The sequence below is a fragment of the Variovorax sp. RA8 genome (genome assembly GCF_901827175.1).
In the GTDB taxonomy this organism is placed as follows: Bacteria; Pseudomonadota; Gammaproteobacteria; order Burkholderiales; family Burkholderiaceae_C; genus Variovorax.
Genome location: NZ_LR594662.1, coordinates 3969030 through 3986220 on the forward strand (window position 1 = coordinate 3969030; position 17191 = coordinate 3986220).

18 protein-coding genes, 1 tRNA gene and 1 pseudogene are annotated in these 17191 nt (G+C 67.6%); 12 read left to right on the plus strand and 8 right to left on the minus strand.

Features of this window, described 5'->3' with window-relative positions; all coding sequences use genetic code 11:
- Positions 1 to 8 precede the first annotated feature (8 nt).
- From E5P3_RS18570 to E5P3_RS18580, 3 genes are all read left to right on the plus strand, one after another.
- A complete protein-coding gene (locus tag E5P3_RS18570) occupies positions 9 to 824 on the plus strand; it encodes a thiazole synthase (protein WP_162587316.1) in 816 nt (271 codons plus the stop codon).
- 14 nt (positions 825 to 838) lie between these two features.
- The gene (locus tag E5P3_RS18575) at positions 839 to 1753 is read left to right on the plus strand and encodes a thiamine phosphate synthase (RefSeq protein ID WP_162587317.1); all 915 of its coding nucleotides are present in this window, start codon (positions 839 to 841) and stop codon (positions 1751 to 1753) included.
- Positions 1754 to 1831: 78 nt separating this feature from the next.
- Positions 1832 to 1907 (plus strand) — tRNA-Asn (locus E5P3_RS18580).
- Between the two features lie 128 nt (positions 1908 to 2035).
- On the opposite strand, the gene E5P3_RS18585 is transcribed toward E5P3_RS18580, so the two are convergent.
- Positions 2036 to 2302, minus strand: coding sequence for a hypothetical protein (locus E5P3_RS18585; protein ID WP_162584106.1), 267 nt, complete (start codon positions 2300 to 2302; stop codon positions 2036 to 2038).
- 106 nt (positions 2303 to 2408) lie between these two features.
- Between E5P3_RS18585 and E5P3_RS18590 the strand changes: the two genes are divergently transcribed.
- From E5P3_RS18590 to E5P3_RS18600, 3 genes are all read left to right on the plus strand, one after another.
- Positions 2409 to 2657 (plus strand): hypothetical protein, encoded by a 249-nt coding sequence (locus E5P3_RS18590; protein WP_162587318.1) that lies wholly within the window; start codon positions 2409 to 2411, stop codon positions 2655 to 2657.
- A gap of 759 nt (positions 2658 to 3416) precedes the next feature.
- Positions 3417 to 7316 carry a YadA-like family protein gene (locus E5P3_RS18595; protein ID WP_162587319.1) on the plus strand — a complete coding sequence of 1300 codons (3900 nt, stop codon included), beginning with the start codon at positions 3417 to 3419 and terminating at the stop codon, positions 7314 to 7316.
- Positions 7317 to 7369: 53 nt separating this feature from the next.
- Positions 7370 to 7834, plus strand: a complete 465-nt coding sequence (locus E5P3_RS18600) for an outer membrane protein assembly factor BamE (RefSeq protein ID WP_232073200.1) — start codon at positions 7370 to 7372, stop codon at positions 7832 to 7834.
- Between the two features lie 19 nt (positions 7835 to 7853).
- Here the strand turns inward: E5P3_RS18600 and E5P3_RS18605 are convergent, their stop codons facing one another.
- Genes E5P3_RS18605 through E5P3_RS18620 form a run of 4 tightly spaced genes read right to left on the minus strand, consistent with a single transcriptional unit; the run spans position 7854 to position 11008 of the window.
- Positions 7854 to 9839: a hypothetical protein gene (locus E5P3_RS18605; RefSeq protein WP_162587320.1), complete on the minus strand. Its 1986-nt coding sequence runs from the start codon at positions 9837 to 9839 to the stop codon at positions 7854 to 7856.
- 59 nt (positions 9840 to 9898) lie between these two features.
- Complete coding sequence (locus E5P3_RS18610; protein ID WP_162587321.1) at positions 9899 to 10567, minus strand: ATP-dependent DNA ligase; 669 nt, start codon at positions 10565 to 10567, stop codon at positions 9899 to 9901.
- 26 nt (positions 10568 to 10593) lie between these two features.
- Positions 10594 to 10791, minus strand: a complete 198-nt coding sequence (locus E5P3_RS18615; RefSeq protein WP_162587322.1) for an aminoglycoside phosphotransferase — start codon at positions 10789 to 10791, stop codon at positions 10594 to 10596.
- A 16-nt stretch (positions 10792 to 10807) separates the two neighbouring features.
- Positions 10808 to 11008, minus strand: a complete 201-nt coding sequence (locus tag E5P3_RS18620; protein ID WP_162587323.1) for a hypothetical protein — start codon at positions 11006 to 11008, stop codon at positions 10808 to 10810.
- 300 nt (positions 11009 to 11308) lie between these two features.
- Between E5P3_RS18620 and E5P3_RS18625 the strand changes: the two genes are divergently transcribed.
- The 6 genes and pseudogenes from E5P3_RS18625 (at position 11309) to E5P3_RS18650 (ending at position 13826) form a co-directional block, all read left to right on the plus strand.
- Positions 11309 to 11656: a PRC-barrel domain-containing protein gene (locus tag E5P3_RS18625; protein WP_162587324.1), complete on the plus strand. Its 348-nt coding sequence runs from the start codon at positions 11309 to 11311 to the stop codon at positions 11654 to 11656.
- A 150-nt stretch (positions 11657 to 11806) separates the two neighbouring features.
- On the plus strand, positions 11807 to 11983 hold the full coding sequence (locus E5P3_RS18630; protein WP_162587325.1) for a DUF3606 domain-containing protein: 177 nt from the start codon (positions 11807 to 11809) through the stop codon (positions 11981 to 11983).
- Between the two features lie 28 nt (positions 11984 to 12011).
- Entirely contained in the window at positions 12012 to 12248 is a 237-nt protein-coding gene (locus E5P3_RS18635) for a hypothetical protein (RefSeq protein WP_162587326.1), read from the plus strand.
- A gap of 112 nt (positions 12249 to 12360) precedes the next feature.
- Positions 12361 to 12600 carry a hypothetical protein gene (locus E5P3_RS18640; RefSeq protein WP_162587327.1) on the plus strand — a complete coding sequence of 80 codons (240 nt, stop codon included), beginning with the start codon at positions 12361 to 12363 and terminating at the stop codon, positions 12598 to 12600.
- Between the two features lie 58 nt (positions 12601 to 12658).
- Positions 12659 to 12832 (plus strand): annotated as a pseudogene (locus E5P3_RS18645) (sugar ABC transporter substrate-binding protein); the annotation flags it as partial.
- A gap of 61 nt (positions 12833 to 12893) precedes the next feature.
- Positions 12894 to 13826, plus strand: coding sequence for a carbohydrate kinase family protein (locus E5P3_RS18650; protein ID WP_162587328.1), 933 nt, complete (start codon positions 12894 to 12896; stop codon positions 13824 to 13826).
- Positions 13827 to 13854: 28 nt separating this feature from the next.
- Here the strand turns inward: E5P3_RS18650 and E5P3_RS18655 are convergent, their stop codons facing one another.
- From E5P3_RS18655 to E5P3_RS18665, 3 genes are all read right to left on the minus strand, one after another.
- Positions 13855 to 14199 carry a hypothetical protein gene (locus tag E5P3_RS18655; protein ID WP_162587329.1) on the minus strand — a complete coding sequence of 115 codons (345 nt, stop codon included), beginning with the start codon at positions 14197 to 14199 and terminating at the stop codon, positions 13855 to 13857.
- Between the two features lie 143 nt (positions 14200 to 14342).
- Positions 14343 to 15800: a DegQ family serine endoprotease gene (locus E5P3_RS18660; RefSeq protein ID WP_162587330.1), complete on the minus strand. Its 1458-nt coding sequence runs from the start codon at positions 15798 to 15800 to the stop codon at positions 14343 to 14345.
- A gap of 71 nt (positions 15801 to 15871) precedes the next feature.
- On the minus strand, positions 15872 to 17185 hold the full coding sequence (locus tag E5P3_RS18665; RefSeq protein WP_162587331.1) for an ATP-binding protein: 1314 nt from the start codon (positions 17183 to 17185) through the stop codon (positions 15872 to 15874).
- Between the last annotated feature and the right edge of the window lie 6 nt (positions 17186 to 17191).

The window sequence follows — 17191 nt, forward strand, 5'->3', positions numbered from 1 at the left end:
CCCCCGCCATGAACACGAACGCCGACGATCCCCTGGTGCTCTACGGCCAGGCCTTCCAGAGCCGCATGCTGCTCGGCACCGCGCGCTACCCCTCGCCCGACGTGCTCGAAGCCGCGGTACGGCGAGCCCGGCCGGCGATGCTGACCGCCTCGCTGCGCCGCCAGACCGCAACACCCGGCAACGGCACCGATGGCAACGGCTTCTGGGAGCTGCTCCGGCGCCTGGACGTCCCGGTGCTGCCCAACACCGCCGGCTGCCACAGCGTGGAGGAGGCCATCGCCACCGCACAGATGGCGCGCGAGCTGTTCGAGACGCCCTGGATCAAGCTCGAGCTGATCGGCGACGACTACACGCTGCAGCCCGACACCCTCAACCTGGTCGACGCCGCCTCGCAGCTGGTGCGCGACGGCTTCCATGTGCTGCCCTACTGCACCGAGGACCTGGTGCTGTGCCAGCGCCTGGTGGATGTGGGCTGCCAGGCCGTGATGCCCTGGGCCGCGCCCATCGGCACCGGCCGCGGGCCGGTCAATCCCTATGCGTTGCAGGTGCTGCGCGAGCGCCTCGCGGTGCCGCTGCTGGTCGATGCCGGCCTGGGCCTGCCATCGCATGCCTGTCAGGTGATGGAGTGGGGCTACGACGGCGTGCTGCTCAACACCGCCGTCGCCCTGGCGCAAGACCCGGTCGCGATGGCCGGCGCCTTTGCCGACGCGGTGCAGGCGGGCCGCAGCGCGCGCCGGGCCGGGGCCATGGCCGCGCAGGATTCGGCACAACCCAGCACGCCGGTGCTGGGCACGCCCTTCTGGCATCACGCCAACTCTCAATGACTGCGATGAATGCCATGAACGACCAGAACGACCAGAACGACATCTCCCGCGCCATCGTCGCGGCGCATGGGGCTCGCTTCGGCGAGACGGGCGATCGCCCGGGCTCCTTCTCTTCCGACGACGCTGTGTACCGTGGTGCCAAGACCGCCTGCGCGGCATTGGGCTTCATCGAGGTCGATGCCGAATGCCTGGCCGGCGCCTGGCAGGCGCAGACCCGGCGCACCGGCGCTTTCGATGCCGGCGCCTGGCCCGAGCATCCGGCCGATTTCGGCATGCGGCCCTTTCCACCGTCGGCGCGCGAGGATGCCTTTCCGCCCTGCCCCGAGCGGCTCGGCCTCTACGCCGTGCTGCCCGATGCCGCCTGGGTCGGCCGCATGGCACGCGCGGGCGTACCGACCGTGCAATTGCGCTTCAAGTCCGTCGATGCGGAAGCGGTCAAGCGCGAAGTGCGCGCGGCCGTGGAGGCGGTGCGCGGCACCGGCGCCCTGCTCTTCATCAACGACCGCTGGCAGGCTGCCATCGAGGCCCGGGCCTACGGATTGCACCTGGGCCAGGAAGACCTGGATGCGCTGGGCCCGCAGGAACTGCAGGCGATCCGCGCCTCCGGCATCCGCCTGGGCGTCAGCACGCACGGCTACGCGGAGATGGTGCGCGCCGACGCCGTGAGCCCGAGCTACGTTGCCATGGGCGCGGTGTACCCGACCACGCTGAAGCAGATGGCCACCGCGCCGCAGGGCGTGGCGCGACTCGCGGCCTACGCGCGCCTGATGCGCGGCTATCCGCAGGTGGGCATCGGCGGAGTCGATGCGCAGCGCCTGCCGGAGGTGCTGGCGACGGGGGTGGGCTCGGTGGCGGTTGTGCGGGCGCTCGTGGCCGAGGCAGATCCCGAGGCTGCAGCGGCCAGCCTGATGAAGGCCATGGCCGGGTGAGATTTTTTCGCGCCCGCGCGCAAGGCGATGCAGCGCGGCCGGGAGCGCCCAAAAGTCACGCTATAATTTGAGGCTTGTTCCTCGATAGCTCAGTCGGTAGAGCGCCGGACTGTTAATCCGTAGGTCCCTGGTTCGAGCCCAGGTCGAGGAGCCACCAAAACAAGGGGGCCGCCAGTGTGCGGCCCCTAACTATTTGGGCCGGATATTGGACCCCGCGGCAAGCACAAGGTGCCGAAGGCTGCGCCCCTGCTTCCCTGGAGTGCTAGTTGATGGCCACGCCGCTTAGAACTGCGTCCGGCCGGTGCCGGTCCGGTCATGAACCCAGCGCATCGCCTGCTGCTCTGCGTGCCGAATTGCCTCCGCCTCGGTGCCATAAACGATCTCTTCCGTGTCGTTCGGCAGTTGCGTCTCTTCCTCATCCGCAGGGGTGCGTACAAGCACGACGATGGGCTCATAGCCGCCCCGCGTGGGCTCTGCGCGCAGCTCAAAGCGGAAGCCGCGGTACTCGAGTGAGTGGCCGTCGGAAATGGGGGTGCTGGGGTCTTGCATGCCTGTGTCCTCTGGAGTTCCCAAGATCGTGCGCCACGGCCGAGGCGACGGGGTGCAGGTACGCGGAGGCACCACTTGAAGGACGACGCGCCGTAGGAGCTCGCGCATGACGACGTCGAACGTCAGCACCCTGGCCAGCGCCACGGCGTGCGCCATGGCGGCTGTGCGCTTGCAGCACTGCCCGCCCCCTGACCTCCGGCCCGCCGCGGCCGTGCGCGGCGTCATGCCGTGCACCAGGTGCCAGGGCCGGCTCACCTTCACCGACGGCCGCACGACTGGCCGCTGCTCGAGCTCGGGGTGCATCCGCTGGAGCGGCAACACCGCGCGCAACGCCGCGCCGAAGGAACGCTCGTGAGCAACGGCAAGACTGCGGCCACCAGGAGCGCGGTAAATCATGAGGCATTCAAGCAAAGGGTCGAGGGCGCAACCCGATGGAAGCTCATTCCTCCATGCGGTTTGCTGTCCGATTCGACGTAGGGCCTGTTAATCCGTAGGTCCCTGGTTCGAGCCCAGGTCGAGGAGCCATCTACAAGCCGCACAGGCAAAGAAGGCCTCGCTATCGACCGGTAGCGAGGCCTTCTTCTTTGGGTTCCAATATCTTGACAGCGCCTGGACCGGCTGCGCGCTCCGCGGGCGCAATCAGACTGCCTTGCTCCCTATTCGATTCCATCATGTCCGGGCAATCACGAGCCCGTCGTGCACGTGGCCTCGCCACAGCGAGAACTGAACCGGGGCTTTTAAGCCTGGGGAGGATCGCAATTCGAGCGCTTGGCGCAGCAACAAACTCCCTCCGCCAGAGGGCGACGCGCGCCGACAAGGCCCGCAGGTCCTCTTCATGTGGGAAATAAAACACATTCTGACGAGAGCGGCTCACCCGCACTCAATAACGCTTTCCAATTAGAAATAATTAAATCCGGTTAAGCATTTTTTACCATCAAAACCACCAAAGTTCGCACAAGCGCCCGCGCGTCCCGCACCAGTTTGGCATGACAAATGTCAAACATTCTTAAATCTCCAGTCGGCATCGCCACCGCAGCAAGAATTCTCATAGCATCGGCCCTATACAAGTGTTTCTTTGGTAATAACTAATAACATTGTCGTACAACTCTAGGCCATGAACAGAATCTACCTGACTGTTTGGAATGAATCGATTGGCGCTTGGATCGCTGCGTCCGAGAGCACTCGCGTCCGCGGCAAGCGGGGCGCAAGCCGCCCTGCAGCCGGCACCACCGGTGAGTTACGCGCACGCCATTCGTCGCATGGCTTGCGCGCGGCGCTCACGACCGCGCTGCTGGCGGTGGGCGGTCTCAGCTGTGCCCCGTGGGCGCAGGCACAGGCGGTGAACTGCGGTGTCTCGCCTTGGAACGCGTACAACGGCACGGCCTCATGCATGGGCCTTGGAGCCACGGCGACGGGAGACGGGGCAACGGCCCTGGGCGCCAGCGCGACCGCCAGTTTCGCCAACGCCGTGGCGATTGGGCACTCAGCGATCTCATCGGGAAATTACACGATTGCCATTGGCCTGAATGCGTCAGCATCAGGGGTTGGCGGTGCGATGGCGTTGGGCTCCGGCGCGGTTGCAAACAATATCAATTCGGTCGCGCTCGGCGTCAACGCGCAGGCCACCGCAGCTGGCGCTAGCGCGTTGGGTACCGCCGCCTGGGCGTTGGGCGGGAACTCCACCGCGGTCGGTGTAAACGCTTTGACAACTGGAAATTTCGCGTTTGCCGGAGGCTATTTGTCCGAGGCGACCGGGCTGCGCACCGTCGCGGTAGGAAACCAGGCAACGGCAACCGACGACGCAGCTACCGCCGTCGGGAACGGCGCTCGGGCGCAAGGAAACAGCTCGCTCGCGCTCGGAGCACAAGCGGTCGCCACCGGGACCAGCACAGTTTCGGTCGGCCAGGGTGCCGGTGCAGGCTCGACGATAGCCAATACCGGTTCGGTTGCAGTAGGTATTGCGGCCGGAGCGCTGGTCAGCGGCGCGCAGAACACGGCCATGGGGGGAGGCATTGCAAGCGTGATGCGGGGCGCGGGTTCGGGCGTCACCGGAACGCGCAACCTCGCCTTTGGTACAGGCGACGGCACGGTCGCCTACGACGCCACCCTGGACGCAGCGGCAGGCAGCCTGGTCAGCGGTAACGACAACATCGCCATCGGCACCAACGCGGGCATCGGCGTCGCGAGCAACGCGACGACGTCGATCGGCCTGAACGCGAATGCGAGCGTGGGCAACGCAGTCGCCATCGGTACCCAGGCAAGCGCATCCGCACTGGATGCGATCGCGCAAGGCAGCAGTGCCAACGCAGCCGGCCGGAACGCCATTGCCATCGGTTTCCAGTCGATCGCATCCCAGTTAAATTCCATCAACCTTGGCGCGCGCACGCTTGTGGGAGCGGGCGCCACTGCGGCGGGCGCTATCGCCATCGGCACGGATGTGACGGCATCGCAGGAAAACGCCGCCGCACTTGGCGTTGCGACCAGGGCGACCGGCATCAATGCACTTGCATTGGGAATCCAGGCCAATGCGGCTGCCGACAATGCCGTCGCAATGGGCGCTAACGCCGTTGCCGACGCGGCCGAGGCGGTAGCCATTGGCACGAATGCCACCGCCACCGGTGGCCGCGCGGTTTCCATCGGCTCGGGCAACGTCGCCAGCGGCAACGGCGCAGTCGCGATCGGCGACCCGAACACCGCCACCGGCGACGGCGCGATTGCAAGCGGCCTGGACAACACCGCCACCGGCAACGGTTCCGTGGCGATGGGCAACACCAACATGGTGGGCGGTGGCGGCCAGGGGGTGAGCGTGGCCGGCACGGCAGCACAGGGTGCGGTCGGCATCGGCTACCAGAATACGGTGGTCGGCCAAGGCAGCGTTGCGATCGGCAGCACCAGCAGCGCGCTGGCCGCGGGCGCGGTTGCGTTCGGCGACACGGCAGTGGCGAAGAACGCGCGCGACGTGGCGCTGGGCTCGGGTTCGGTGACAGACACGGCCGTACCGACGACCGGTGTCGTGATCGGCGGAAATCCGTATACCTTCTTCGGCGTCAACCCGACGAGCACGGTCAGCGTTGGCGCCCCGGGGGCCGAACGCACGATCACCAACGTGGCGGCCGGCAGGATTTCCGGCACCTCGACCGATGCCATCAACGGCTCGCAACTGTTCGCCACGAATCAGCAGGTGACGGCGAACACCACGGCGATCACCACTCTCGGCAACACGATCGGTGACATCAACACCGGCGCGGGCATCAAGTACTTCCACGCCAGCTCCACGCTTCCCGACTCGCAGGCCTTGGGCACGAATTCGGTCGCCATCGGCCCGAACGCCGTCGCCAACAATGCAGGCGACATCGCCCTGGGCTTCGGCTCCACGACGGCGGCGGCGGTCGGCACGGCCAGTACCGTGATCGGCACCACCACCTACAACTTCGCCGGCACCACGCCCACGAGCACGGTCAGCGTCGCAGCGCCGGGGGCGGAGCGCACCGTCACGAACGTGGCCGCGGGCCGGCTCGACGCCGGCTCGACCGATGCAATCAACGGTTCTCAGCTGTTCGCCACGAACCAGCAGGTGACGGCGAACACCACGGGGATTACCAATCTCAACAACACGATCGGTGCCATCAGCGGTGGCGGAGGCATCAAGTACTTCCACGCCAATTCGACACTGCCCGACTCGCAGGCGCTGGGGACGGATTCGATCGCGGTCGGCCCGAATGCGGTCGCCAACGGCGTCGGCAGCATTGCGCAGGGCCTGGGCGCCAGTGCAACCGTCGAGGGTTCGGTTGCACTCGGTTCAGGCTCGGTCTCCGACCGGGTCGTTGCGGGGAGCACCGGCGACATTCCCGCGGGGAGCACGCTGATCCCGTACAACACGACCGACCGGACGCTGCTGGGCGCCGTCTCCATCGGGAGTGCGACGAGCTTCCGACAGATCACCAACGTGGCCGACGGCACCCAGGCGCAGGATGCAGTGACGCTGCGCCAGCTCAGCGGTGCGCTGCAATCCTTCGCCGTCACGCCGATCCAGTACTTCCACGCCAATTCGACCGCGATGGACTCGCTGGCCATCGGCGCCGAATCGGTGGCGGTCGGTCCTCGCACGGTGGTCAACGGCGACAGCGGGGTGGGCATCGGCAACGGCGCGGTGGTGCAGCAGACCGCGCCGGGCGGCGTCGCCATCGGCCAGGGAGCGACCTCGCACCGGGCGGACTCCCTCGCGCTCGGCACGCAGTCTTCTGCGGCAGCGGTACAAGGCGTGGCAATCGGCGCGGGCACCAGCGTGACCCAGGCCGGCGGCGTGGCATTGGGTGCAGGCTCGGTCGCCGCCACGGCGGCCGGTGCGGCCGGCTACGTGCCCACGGGTGCCTCGACCTCGCAGATCGCGGCCGTCCAAGCCACCACCAGCACGCTGTCGGCGGTGTCGGTGGGAGACGCGTCCAATGGCCAGTTCCGCCAGATCAACGGAGTGGCAGCGGGTTCGCTGGACAGCGACGCGGTCAACGTATCGCAATTGAAGGCCGTGCAGAACACGGTGGCCAGCATCGACCAGTCCGCAGTGAAGTACGAGACCAACGCAGACGGTTCGACCAACTACAACAGCGTGAGCTTAGGCGGCACGAGCACGAACGCCCCGGTGAGTCTCCACAACGTCGCCGATGGCGTAGCAGGCAACGACGCAGTCAACGTGAATCAGCTGAATGCCGGCATTGCAGCGGCCAATCAGTACACCGATGCCAGGCTCGGCCAGGTCCAGACCAATGTCGAGAGAGTGAGCAAGGAAGCCAATGCCGCCGCGGCAGGCGCAATGGCAATGGCCAACCTGCCGCAGGCCGCCATCCCCGGAAAGAGCATGGTGTCCGCAGGTATAGCGGGCTTCGATGGACAAGCCGCGCTGGCGCTCGGCGTGTCGAAGCTCGCGGACAACGGCCGATGGGTCGTCAAGTTCAGCGGCACGGCCAACTCGCGAGGCAAGGTCGGCGTCGCCGCCGGCATGGGCTTCCATTGGTAAGCCACCTGATCGCAACCGATCGCGACGATCGCAACCAGTTTTCAAGGCTACTCATGAACAAGCAAATCAAAGAGCCCGGTACCGCGATGGCCGGGCTGGCCATGGCGACAGCGATGGCGGCACTGTTGTCGCTGGCGGGCTGCGGCACCTCCTGGGTCAGCAAGAACATCTCGGATGACGGCCTTGCAGGCGAGGTCGTCTTCCCTGACATCAAGAACGATGCCTGGCTGCAGGAAGGCACCTTTCCGAACCCTGACAACCTGCGACGCGTTGCGCCCGGCGTCAGCAAGGACCAGCTCTACGATCTCGTGGGCCGGCCCCACTTTCGTGAAGGCCTGTTCGAGGTCCGCGAGTGGGACTACATCTTCAACTTCCGCCTCCCGGGAGGTGTCAAGACGTGCCAGTACAAGGTGATCTACGACACTGCGCTGCGGGCTCGAAGCTTCCATTGGCTGCCGGCGGATTGCGCTGAGGTGCTGAATGCGGCTTCGCCGCCGGACGGGCGCACCGGCGGATGACACGCCTGCGGCATTGCGCTCAGGGCGCGTTCGACGAGTGCACGGAGAACGGCCGGAACGGCAAATCAAGCGACCCCGCGTACTCCCCCTCGGGCGTCAGCGTCGGGCAGCCGCCCTTGTCCTGCGGGCAGAACGACGTCTGGTTCGAATTGCGCGGGTAGACCACGCTGCTGAAGCGGTAGTTCCTGATCGCCTTGCCCGTGTAGTCGGCCACCGTCACCACGCCGCCGGCCGTCGAGTACTGATCGGCCTCGGTCACCACGATCGGGTCGACGCGCGAGTCCGCCATGCGGCGTATCACCGATCCGCCGTTCTGGTCATCACTGAAGCCCACCCAGCCCCATGCACGGTCCCCGCGCGCGGTGAAGAGCACTGAATCGTTCGCGGTGTCACGGCGGCCGGGGAAGCCCTTCGACTTGGCGAGGTACGTCACGTTGCTGCCCAGCCCGGTGACCTTGCCCACGGGCTCGATGTCCGCCGGCTTCGGCGTGGTCGGCTTCGGCCCCGCGGCGTAGCGCCCGAGCGAGTAGATGTGCAACTCGCCTTCGCGCGTCGCGATCCAGGCTCTCGCGTAGCGCGGCGTGGTCCGCCAGTATGGCGTGCCGGGGACGCGCTCGCGGTCGTCCTTGGACCAGTGCCCGAGTGTGGCGGTGGTTTCGACGGCCACCGGGGTCCCCGGTACCGTGACGACCTTTGCGACCACCGGCATCGAGCCGGGCGCCAGCGGGTAGGGCCACTGGCTGGCACCCATGCCCAGCTTCTGGGTCTGCGCATTCTTCTCGGCCGTGTCGAGGTACATCGAATTGAAGTGGCGAAACAGCGGGCCGAGGTCCACAAAGGCTGCCGTCTTTTCCGATTGCGAGGTGACGACGGCCACCCCGCCCTTCGCATAGCGCTCGTAGAACTCGCCCCCGGGCAGGAACTTCGCGCGCTTGCCGGCCAGCGGTGAGCCCAGGGCGCCGATCGAGGAGATCTCCTTGCCGACCGGGTGCACTGTCATCGCGACCGGATCGATCCCGGTCGTGACCTTGATGGCCGTGGGTGCCGTCACGTTCGCCGGCAGGTCGACGTAGCCCACGACCTTCATGAAACCGATGCCGCCCTGATTCGGAAAGCCCGGCTTGGAGCCATCCATCCAGTCGTGCCACCAGTCGTACCAATCGTCTCTCTTTTCCCAGGTGCGGTTCATCGGCACGCCACCCAAGGCGATCACCGCAACCTGGCCCTTGAGGGCGACCGTGTCCCAGATCGTCGCCAATGCGAACTCGGACATGGGCGTCACGGCGAGGGCCGTGGGCACCTTGCCGGCCGGCAGCCTCACGAAGGCGCGCTGCTGTGCGGTGTAGGTCCCGACGGTGTAGATGGTGGCGCCTTCGGTGGGGCTTCCCTGCGTCGCGACCAGCGACATGCGGGTAGAGGGTCCATCGGGACCGCCCTCCCCTCGGGTTTCCGCGATCGGCAGGCCGGCGGCGCTGTTGGGCGACAGCGCGCCGCGCGAGAAGTAGTCGCGCAGCGCCGGCGGAGACAGCGTCCGGTCTTGCCACAGCAGCTGGGGGCGCTGCATCCAGGTCTCGCGGTCGGTGGCCTGCGCCTGGAACCATGCGACCGAGCCGGCGACGGAGTTGGGCGTGTCGGGCGTCCCGATCGCCACGCCATGCGTGCTCACATAGGCGTTGTCGCGCGTGCTGCTTTCCTTGCCCAGCTGGTAGTACGTCTTGCAGCCGGGGCCGCCGCTGCAGTGCGAAATGGCGCCAATGTCCTCGCGCAGTGGCAGCGTGGGCACGCCAGCCTTCGATGCTGGCGGTCCGAATCGGTAGGCGACGCCTTCGTCCTGCCCGAACTTGTACGCCAGGGCACGGTAGGCGCTCGCGATGACCTTGCCCGAGGCGTCGACGATGTCTCCCCCAACCGCGGGCGCCTGGCCCTCGGGCAACTCGGATCCGGGCTTTCCGGCATGGCAAGGTCCAGCGAGCGCGAGAGCGAGCGAGGCGACGAAAAGCTTCATGAACGATGCAGCTTAAAAGAAAAGGCCGACTCCATGATGGGCCGGGCTTGGAAGTCAGCTCAAGAAGCCCCGGCAAGACGAACGGGCAATGAAGGCCGCGCCATCGAACGGGGCGGGCGGCCATCTTCCTTGCGCGGCTTGCGCTTGATCTTCACCCATTCGCTGGTGCGCACGCCGGGCAGGTAGATGCTGGAGCGCCGCTTGGCGATGAACGCCTCGGGGCCCGGGAGATTCGCCGGCTGTTTGACCAGATGCGCCCCACCCTTGTCGGAGTACCTCACCACCAGGATGCCCCAGGGGGGCTCCCCGAACAGCCGCCCGAGCGCTGCCTTGCGCAGCATCAGCGGCTGGGTCGTGATGTCTACCCCTCGATCGACGAGAAGATCGAACACGCAATAGACCACCGGCTTCGCACTCACATACCAACAGCGATGACGGGCGCGCTCGTGCAGCGCCTGGACATCGCTTCGACCCTCGTCGTCCAGGACACACACCTCGCCGTCGGTCACGTAGGGACCGCCAGCCACGCCCGACAAGCTGTCGCCGAGCTCGGGAAACCACTTGGTCGCGTTGGCGCCGTTACGCGTTCTGAGCTGCGCGACGCCATCGCCGAACGCGGCGGTCATCCGCAAGCCGTGGTACTTCAGCTCATAGATCCAGCCGGGCTCGTGCAGGCCGAGCGAGCGCTCCGACAGGAGCATGGGCTTGAAATCTTCGAGACGGACCATGGCTGCGGGCACGAACGCCCCCAGGCTCAGCGACGCGCGCCTTCTCCACGCTCCCCCAGCTTGCCCTCGGCCTGCAGATCCGCGACGGCCATGGCGAAGGCGAGCAGTTCGTCGGACAGCGGCGCCCCGGGCGCCAGGACGCCAACGCGCTCCGCGAGGGCCTGAAAGACCGCACGGGGGGACTCGGGGGCAGAGGGCACGGGGATGTCGAGGTCTTCTGGCATCGCAACTCCTTGTCGGCTACTGGGGCGGCGCGGCCGGCTTCTGCGGCGCCTGCTGGGTGGGCTCGTGCATCACCGGAGAGCGCTCCCTCGATTCGGAGAGCAGGTAGGTCGCCAGCACGGCCAGAACCACCAGGACGGCCACCATGATCACGCCCCAGCGGAAGACACGCTTGTCGTCGCGGTCGTTGCTCTTGGCCTGTGTCTGTCGAATAGCCATGGTCGCGGCTCCCTTGCATCGAATGCGCCAAGGCTACCCATCGCAGTTGCCTGCGCGTCGTCAGACAGGGACGCACAGCCCTGTACCGAAAAGCCAGCATAGGGGCCGGCACAGTCCATGACGCTAGCTTCGCGCCTGCACCTGAACCTCTGCAGAAGGCGTTTGCGGGTGCGTGCCTACAGAACGACGGCTCGCTGCCCGATCAATCGCGGACCGTGCGCGCGGGATACCTCGCATGCTGGGCATTCGAAGATCGGGCCGACATCCCCAGCCGTGTCGGCCGAGGCTTGGAGAACTGGAATGACCACGACGACTTCCACTCACGACGTCATCTCGTCCGATCGCGTCGAAGGAACCACGGTCTACAACACGGCCGGCGAGAAGCTCGGCACCATCGACGATCTCATGATCGACAAGATCTCGGGCCAGGTCCGCTACGCCGTCATGGAATTCGGCGGTTTCCTGGGCATGGGCACAGACCGCTACCCGATCCCCTGGAACATGCTGGACTACGACACCTCGCAGGAGGGTTATGTGGTTCCGCTGGACAAGGCGACACTCGAAGGCGCGCCGAGCTATTCGGGAGACCGCGTGCCCGACTATGACGAGACTTATCGGTCCACAGTGGACAAGTACTACGGGCTTTGATGCGCCACGGCCTGCGTGCGTGCCGCCGGCGCCTCATCTGCGCCGGCCCCCACGTCAGCCCCCTTCCCGCACGGCCTTGCGTCGGCGTCCGTCGTCAGCACTTTTTCACTGCCGGACACTCCAAGCACAGAAACGCACAGGAGACGCAGCATGGCAGACGACTTGAGCAACCGCGGCCCGCAGGATCGGTCGCGCATCGACGTCAGCGAGACGCACGAGCTTCGCTACTGGACGAAGGAGCTGGGCGTCAGCGAGGCGCAGTTGAGGGCGGCGGTCGCCGCGGCAGGCACTTCGGTCGAGGCAGTCCGCCAATACCTCGGGAAGTAGCAGCAAGATTGGCGGGCGTGGAGGAGCCATGTCCAGGAACGTGGTGTTCGTGTATCGGGGCTATCACTTCCTCTGCAGCGCCGAGAAGCAGCGGCCGGGGCAGTTCCGGCCGGTCGTTGTCCGGCAGCTCGGATGGCCCAGCGAGAAGCTGGTGCCGCTCATGAACGATGCCGACCTCTGCCGCACCGAGGCGGAGGCCGTGCGGCATGCGGAGCAGCAGGCCATCCATTGGGCGGACAGTCGGGCCGAAGTGCACGAAATCTGAGGCGACCCGCAGCGGAGTTCGCCCCCTTTGCCCTGCACCACGCGGCAGGCACGCCGCTCGCATGTCTTTGCGTTCGCACAAAATGTTCGCCGCTGGAAGAAAGGAGATGCTCATGCCGATGGAACTGCTCCGGCACATCGCGCAGCAACCGCTGCCCTACACCGTCTACGCCCCGGCCGAGCTCGACAAGCTGCGCGTGCTGCGCGCCGCCGAGCTCGTCAGTGCCTTCATCCCGCCGGCGGAGTCGCTTCCCAGCGGGTGCGAGAGCCACAAGCCCGCGCAGGTGCTGGCCATCACCCCGAAGGGGCAAAAGGCCCTCGAAGGCCAGTTGGAGGACGCCACCGGTCCCTGAGCGCGGTGGGTGGGGCCCATCCCTGGTTGCTTGAATTAGGGAAGTCACTGATCAATCAGTGCATTCAAGTACAGAAATCGGCAAATCACTCACCGCCGCGGCCCTGGCCGCCCATGCCGAGACCGAACTGGTCATTGCCACGGTGAACAACGGGCACATGATCGAGATGAAGAAGCTCACGCCGGCGTTCGAGAAGGCCCACCCCCAGATCAAGCTCAAGTGGGTCACGCTCGCCCGCTTCAAGGCGCTCTATGCCGGGCTGCGTCCGCTCTTCAGCTGGAAGGATGAGTGACATGTTCGTGGTTTGCGGCGAAGCCCTGATGGATGTCTACGTGCTGGGAACGACGCCCACCGGCCTGCACCTGGACGCGCGCATCGGCGGCTCGCCCTTCAACGTGGCCGTGGGCCTCGCGCGGCTGGGTCGCCGCTCGGCGCTGCTCACCGGCCTGTCACGCGATGCGGCGGGGGAGCGGCTGATGCAGGTGCTGGCCGCGGAAGGCGTGGACACCCGCCTGGTACTGCGCAGCGATGCGCCAACCACCCTGAGCGTGGTGAGCGTCGACGCGGCCGGCGTGCCGCACTACGCCTTCTACGGCCACGGCGCGGCGGACCGGGCCATCGACACTGCCAGCCTGCCCGCCCTGCCGCCCGAAGTGCGAGTGCTGCAATTCGGTTCCTACGCGCTGGTGGCGGAGCCGGTCGGCAGCGCACTGCGCGCCCTGGCCGCACGCGAGCGCAACCGCTGCCTGGTGGCCTACGACCCCAACGTTCGGCTCAACGTCGAGCCCGATCTGGCGCGCTGGCGCACGACGGTCGAGGCCATGGCGGCGCTCTCGCACATCGTGAAGGTGAGCGACGAGGACCTGGGGTTGCTCTATCCGGATTCGGCGCCGGCCGAAATGGCCCGGCGCTGGCTGTCACTCGGCGTGCGGCTGGTCGTGCTCACGCGTGGAGCCCGGGGCAGTGAGGCCTGGACGCCGACACGGCACGCTGCCGAGGCTGCGGCCCCGGTCGAGGTGGTGGACACCGTGGGAGCCGGCGACACCTTCCAGGCCGCCCTGCTGACTTGGCTGGACGAGCAAGAGGCCCTCAGCGCCGCCGGCATCGAAGCGCTCGACGCCGCGCAGCTGGCGACGCTGCTGCGCTTCGCCGCCCGCGCATCCGCGATCACCTGTTCGCGCCGCGGTGCCGACATGCCGCGGCGCAACGAGCTGCGGGCCGATTGATCGCCTCGGTGGCGCTCGCCGCAACGCGCTACAGGATCGAGTGATCGGTGGTGAACAAGCAGGAGTCCGCATCCGAGTCCCGCGTACCGCATCCGGCCGTGGGGCCCGTGGCCGGCGGGTCGGCAGCCTCGCCCTCCCCGATGCCCACCGGCGTTGGCGGCATGCCGAAGGGCGCAAGGCCCTGCACCGCGCGCAGGGCCGAAGCGCCCTCGATCAGCGCCTCCGAATAGTCAGGCAGGCCCCGCGTCGAGGAATCCACCGGCCGGTAGACCAGGCACTCGTCCGAGTCGGCTTGAACAGCCTCCATCAGCACCCAATGAAATTCATTGAGTTCGAGTTCGAGAACTGTCAGGGCAAGGTCACGGAGCGCCATGGGGAAACCTCTTGTTGAATGTCGCGAATTGTTACAGTCGGTTGATTATCGGCAAAGGTACTTTTGCACGGTGTCTCCTCCACGTGGTGGATGCCGGGGCGACATAGCGTGAAGGGCGCCGCAGTTGCGGCGCCGCCCTCGCATCAGCCCAGACGGACGGGCACGAAGATCCGCTCGCCGTCGCGCTGGATCAGCAGCGCGACCGACTTGTCGGCCTTGGCCGCCACCTCGCGCACCTGCTCCACCGACTTGGCGGCCGTGCCGTTGATGGCCAGCAGCACGTCGCCGGGCTGCACGCCGGCCAGGGCCGCGGGGCCGCCCGCATCCTCGATCAGCAGGCCGGCTTCCACGCGCGCCTCGCGCTTCTCCTGCGGCTGCAAGGGCCGCAGCGCGAGGCCGAGCTTGCCTTGACCGGCACGGGCCTCGTTCCTGGCCACGGTGCTGGTCTTCTCGCCCGCATCCCCGAGCCGGGCGCTGATCTCGTGGCGCTCGCCCTGGCGCCACACGTCCAGGGTGATGCGGCTGCCGGGCTTCTTCTGGCCGATCAGGGCGGGCAGGTCGCCCGACGCGACGATGGGCTCGCCATCGACCTTGCGGATCACGTCGCCCGAGCGCAGGCCGGCCTCGTCGGCGGGGCCGCCCTTCTCGACGTTCGACACCAGCGCGCCTTCAGGCTTGTCGAGCTTGAAGGAGTCGGCGAAGGCCTGGTTGACCTCCTGCACCGCCACGCCGAGCCGGGCATGGCTGACCTTGCCGGTGGCGACGATCTGGTCCTTGACCTGGATGGCGACGTCGATCGGGATCGCGAAGGACACGCCCTGGTAGCCGCCGCTGCGGCTGTAGATCTGCGAGTTGATCCCCACCACCTCGCCGCGCGCGTTGAGCAGCGGCCCGCCCGAGTTGCCGGGGTTGATGGCCACGTCGGTCTGGAGGAAGGGCACGTAGCTGTCGTCGGGCAGCGAGCGGCCCTTGGCGCTCACCACGCCGGCCGTCACGGTGTTCTCGAAACCGAAGGGCGAGCCGATGGCGAGTACCCATTCGCCCACCTTGAGGTCCTTGGTGCTGCCCAGCTGCAGGGTCGGCAGGTTCCTGGCGTCGATCTTGAGCACGGCGATGTCGGTCTTGGGGTCCGACCCGAGCACCTTGGCGCGGAACTCGCGGCGGTCGGTGAGCTTGACCGTCACCTCGCTGGCATCCTTCACCACGTGCGCGTTGGTCAGGATGATGCCGTCCGCGCTGACGATGAAGCCCGAGCCCTGGCCGCGCACGGGAACTTCGCGCTGCTGGCCGCGCTGGCCGAACTGCCCGCCGAAACGACGGAAGAACTCGAACATCGGGTCGTCCGAATCAATGCCGGCCATGCCCTCCATCGAGGTCTTGGTGGTGCCGGTCACGCTGATGTTGACCACCGCTGGACCGTCGCGCGAGGTGATGGTCGAGAAGTCGGGCATGGTGACCAGGGGCGCCGCGGCGGTTGGCGCCGCGGCGGGCGCGCCCACGGCGCTGGCACTGGTGTAGGCACCCGCGCCGACGGCGCCGATCACCCCGGCGGCCGCCAGCGCGGCGGCAAGGGCGCGGGGCGAGTTCAGACGGACATTCATGGAGATTCCTTTCGAGGTGTCAGTGGAAAACACGATGAAAGGGAATGTCGGTCCGCTCGCTTAGGCTCGCCTTAAACCGTGGAAGGAAAATGCAGCCTTACCCGCAGGCCGCCGAGGCTCTCCGAGCGCCCGATTTCCAGCGCCGCGCCATGCTGGTCGGCGATCGACTTCACGATCGCCAGCCCCAGGCCACTGCCCGGCGCCTGCGATTCACCGGCGCGGTAGAAGCGATCGAGCACGCGCTCGCGCTCCTCGGCCGGCAGGCCCGGCCCGCTGTCTTCCACCACCAGCTCGGCGCCGCCCTCCTGCTGCCCGATGCGGATGTCGACGCGCCCGCCCTCGGGCGTGTACTTGACCGCGTTGTCCAGCAGGTTGCGCAGCAGCGTGCGCAGGGCCTCCGGCCGGCCCTGCACACGCGCCGCGTGCGCGCTGGCGATGCCGATGTCGATGCGCCTCGCCTGGGCAGCGGCGATGGCATCGGAGAGCGCGAGCCGCGCGACCTCCTGCAGCTCCACCGCTTCCGGCGGCGTGCCGGCCGCCGCGCTGGCCTCCTGCCGTGCCAGCGCCAGCATCTGCTCGACCAGCCGGGTCGCCCGGTCGATGCCCGCGGCCAGGCGGTTGACAGCCAGCTCGCGCGTGGCCTCGTCGGGCGCACGCTGCAGGCCCTGCACCTGCAGCTTCAGCGCGGCGAGGGGCGAGCGCAGCTCGTGCGCAGCGTCGGCCACGAAGTGCCTCTGCGCCTCGAAGGCCTGGCGCACGCGGTCGAACAGGAGGTTGAGCTCGTGCACCAGCGGGCGCACCTCCTCCGGCAGGCCGCTCTCGCTCACGGGCGAGAGGTCGTCGGCCTGCCGCGCCGCGACCTGGCCGCGAACGCGCGCGACCGGCGCCAGCGAGCGGCTCACCACCCACCACACGACCAGCATGAGCAGCGGCGCCGCCAGCGCGATCGGCCCGACCGTGCGCAGCGCTAGCGTGCCGGCCATGTGGCGGCGCGCCGCCATGTCCTGCGCCACCTGGATGACCAGCGAGCGGGCCTGCAGCGAGTAGACACGGTAGGTGGTGCCGCGCGCCTTGACGTTCGAGAAGCCCAGGACTGCGCGCTGCGGCAGCGCGGCCTGCGCGGCCGATTCGAAGACGAGCACCCCCTCGGCGGTCCACACCTGCACGACGAACTCGAAGTTCTCCTCGCCGTCGCTGAGTCCGCTGACGGCCGCGCTGGGCGGCAGGCCGGCGCGCAGGGACAGGGCCATCTGCTGCATGTGGTAGTCGAAGATCTGGTCGGCTTCGTTCAGGACCGTGCGGTAGGCGACGAAGGCCTGGGTGCCGGCAGCCAGCACGATGGCTGCGAGCAGAAAGATGAGCAGCCGCGCGCGTAAAGACTTCATGTGGGC

Bases quoted from the DNA above. Each gene is read 5' to 3' on its own strand.
- E5P3_RS18570 (WP_162587316.1), top strand. From the start codon at position 9: ATGAACACGAACGCCGACGATCCCCTGGTGCTCTACGGCCAGGCCTTC.
- E5P3_RS18575 (WP_162587317.1), top strand. From the start codon at position 839: ATGAACGACCAGAACGACCAGAACGACATCTCCCGCGCCATCGTCGCG.
- E5P3_RS18585 (WP_162584106.1), bottom strand. From the start codon at position 2,302: ATGCAAGACCCCAGCACCCCCATTTCCGACGGCCACTCACTCGAGTAC.
- E5P3_RS18590 (WP_162587318.1), top strand. From the start codon at position 2,409: ATGACGACGTCGAACGTCAGCACCCTGGCCAGCGCCACGGCGTGCGCC.
- E5P3_RS18595 (WP_162587319.1), top strand. From the start codon at position 3,417: ATGAACAGAATCTACCTGACTGTTTGGAATGAATCGATTGGCGCTTGG.
- E5P3_RS18600 (WP_232073200.1), top strand. From the start codon at position 7,370: ATGAACAAGCAAATCAAAGAGCCCGGTACCGCGATGGCCGGGCTGGCC.
- E5P3_RS18605 (WP_162587320.1), bottom strand. From the start codon at position 9,839: ATGAAGCTTTTCGTCGCCTCGCTCGCTCTCGCGCTCGCTGGACCTTGC.
- E5P3_RS18610 (WP_162587321.1), bottom strand. From the start codon at position 10,567: ATGGTCCGTCTCGAAGATTTCAAGCCCATGCTCCTGTCGGAGCGCTCG.
- E5P3_RS18615 (WP_162587322.1), bottom strand. From the start codon at position 10,791: ATGCCAGAAGACCTCGACATCCCCGTGCCCTCTGCCCCCGAGTCCCCC.
- E5P3_RS18620 (WP_162587323.1), bottom strand. From the start codon at position 11,008: ATGGCTATTCGACAGACACAGGCCAAGAGCAACGACCGCGACGACAAG.
- E5P3_RS18625 (WP_162587324.1), top strand. From the start codon at position 11,309: ATGACCACGACGACTTCCACTCACGACGTCATCTCGTCCGATCGCGTC.
- E5P3_RS18630 (WP_162587325.1), top strand. From the start codon at position 11,807: ATGGCAGACGACTTGAGCAACCGCGGCCCGCAGGATCGGTCGCGCATC.
- E5P3_RS18635 (WP_162587326.1), top strand. From the start codon at position 12,012: ATGTCCAGGAACGTGGTGTTCGTGTATCGGGGCTATCACTTCCTCTGC.
- E5P3_RS18640 (WP_162587327.1), top strand. From the start codon at position 12,361: ATGCCGATGGAACTGCTCCGGCACATCGCGCAGCAACCGCTGCCCTAC.
- E5P3_RS18650 (WP_162587328.1), top strand. From the start codon at position 12,894: ATGTTCGTGGTTTGCGGCGAAGCCCTGATGGATGTCTACGTGCTGGGA.
- E5P3_RS18655 (WP_162587329.1), bottom strand. From the start codon at position 14,199: ATGGCGCTCCGTGACCTTGCCCTGACAGTTCTCGAACTCGAACTCAAT.
- E5P3_RS18660 (WP_162587330.1), bottom strand. From the start codon at position 15,800: ATGAATGTCCGTCTGAACTCGCCCCGCGCCCTTGCCGCCGCGCTGGCG.
- E5P3_RS18665 (WP_162587331.1), bottom strand. From the start codon at position 17,185: ATGAAGTCTTTACGCGCGCGGCTGCTCATCTTTCTGCTCGCAGCCATC.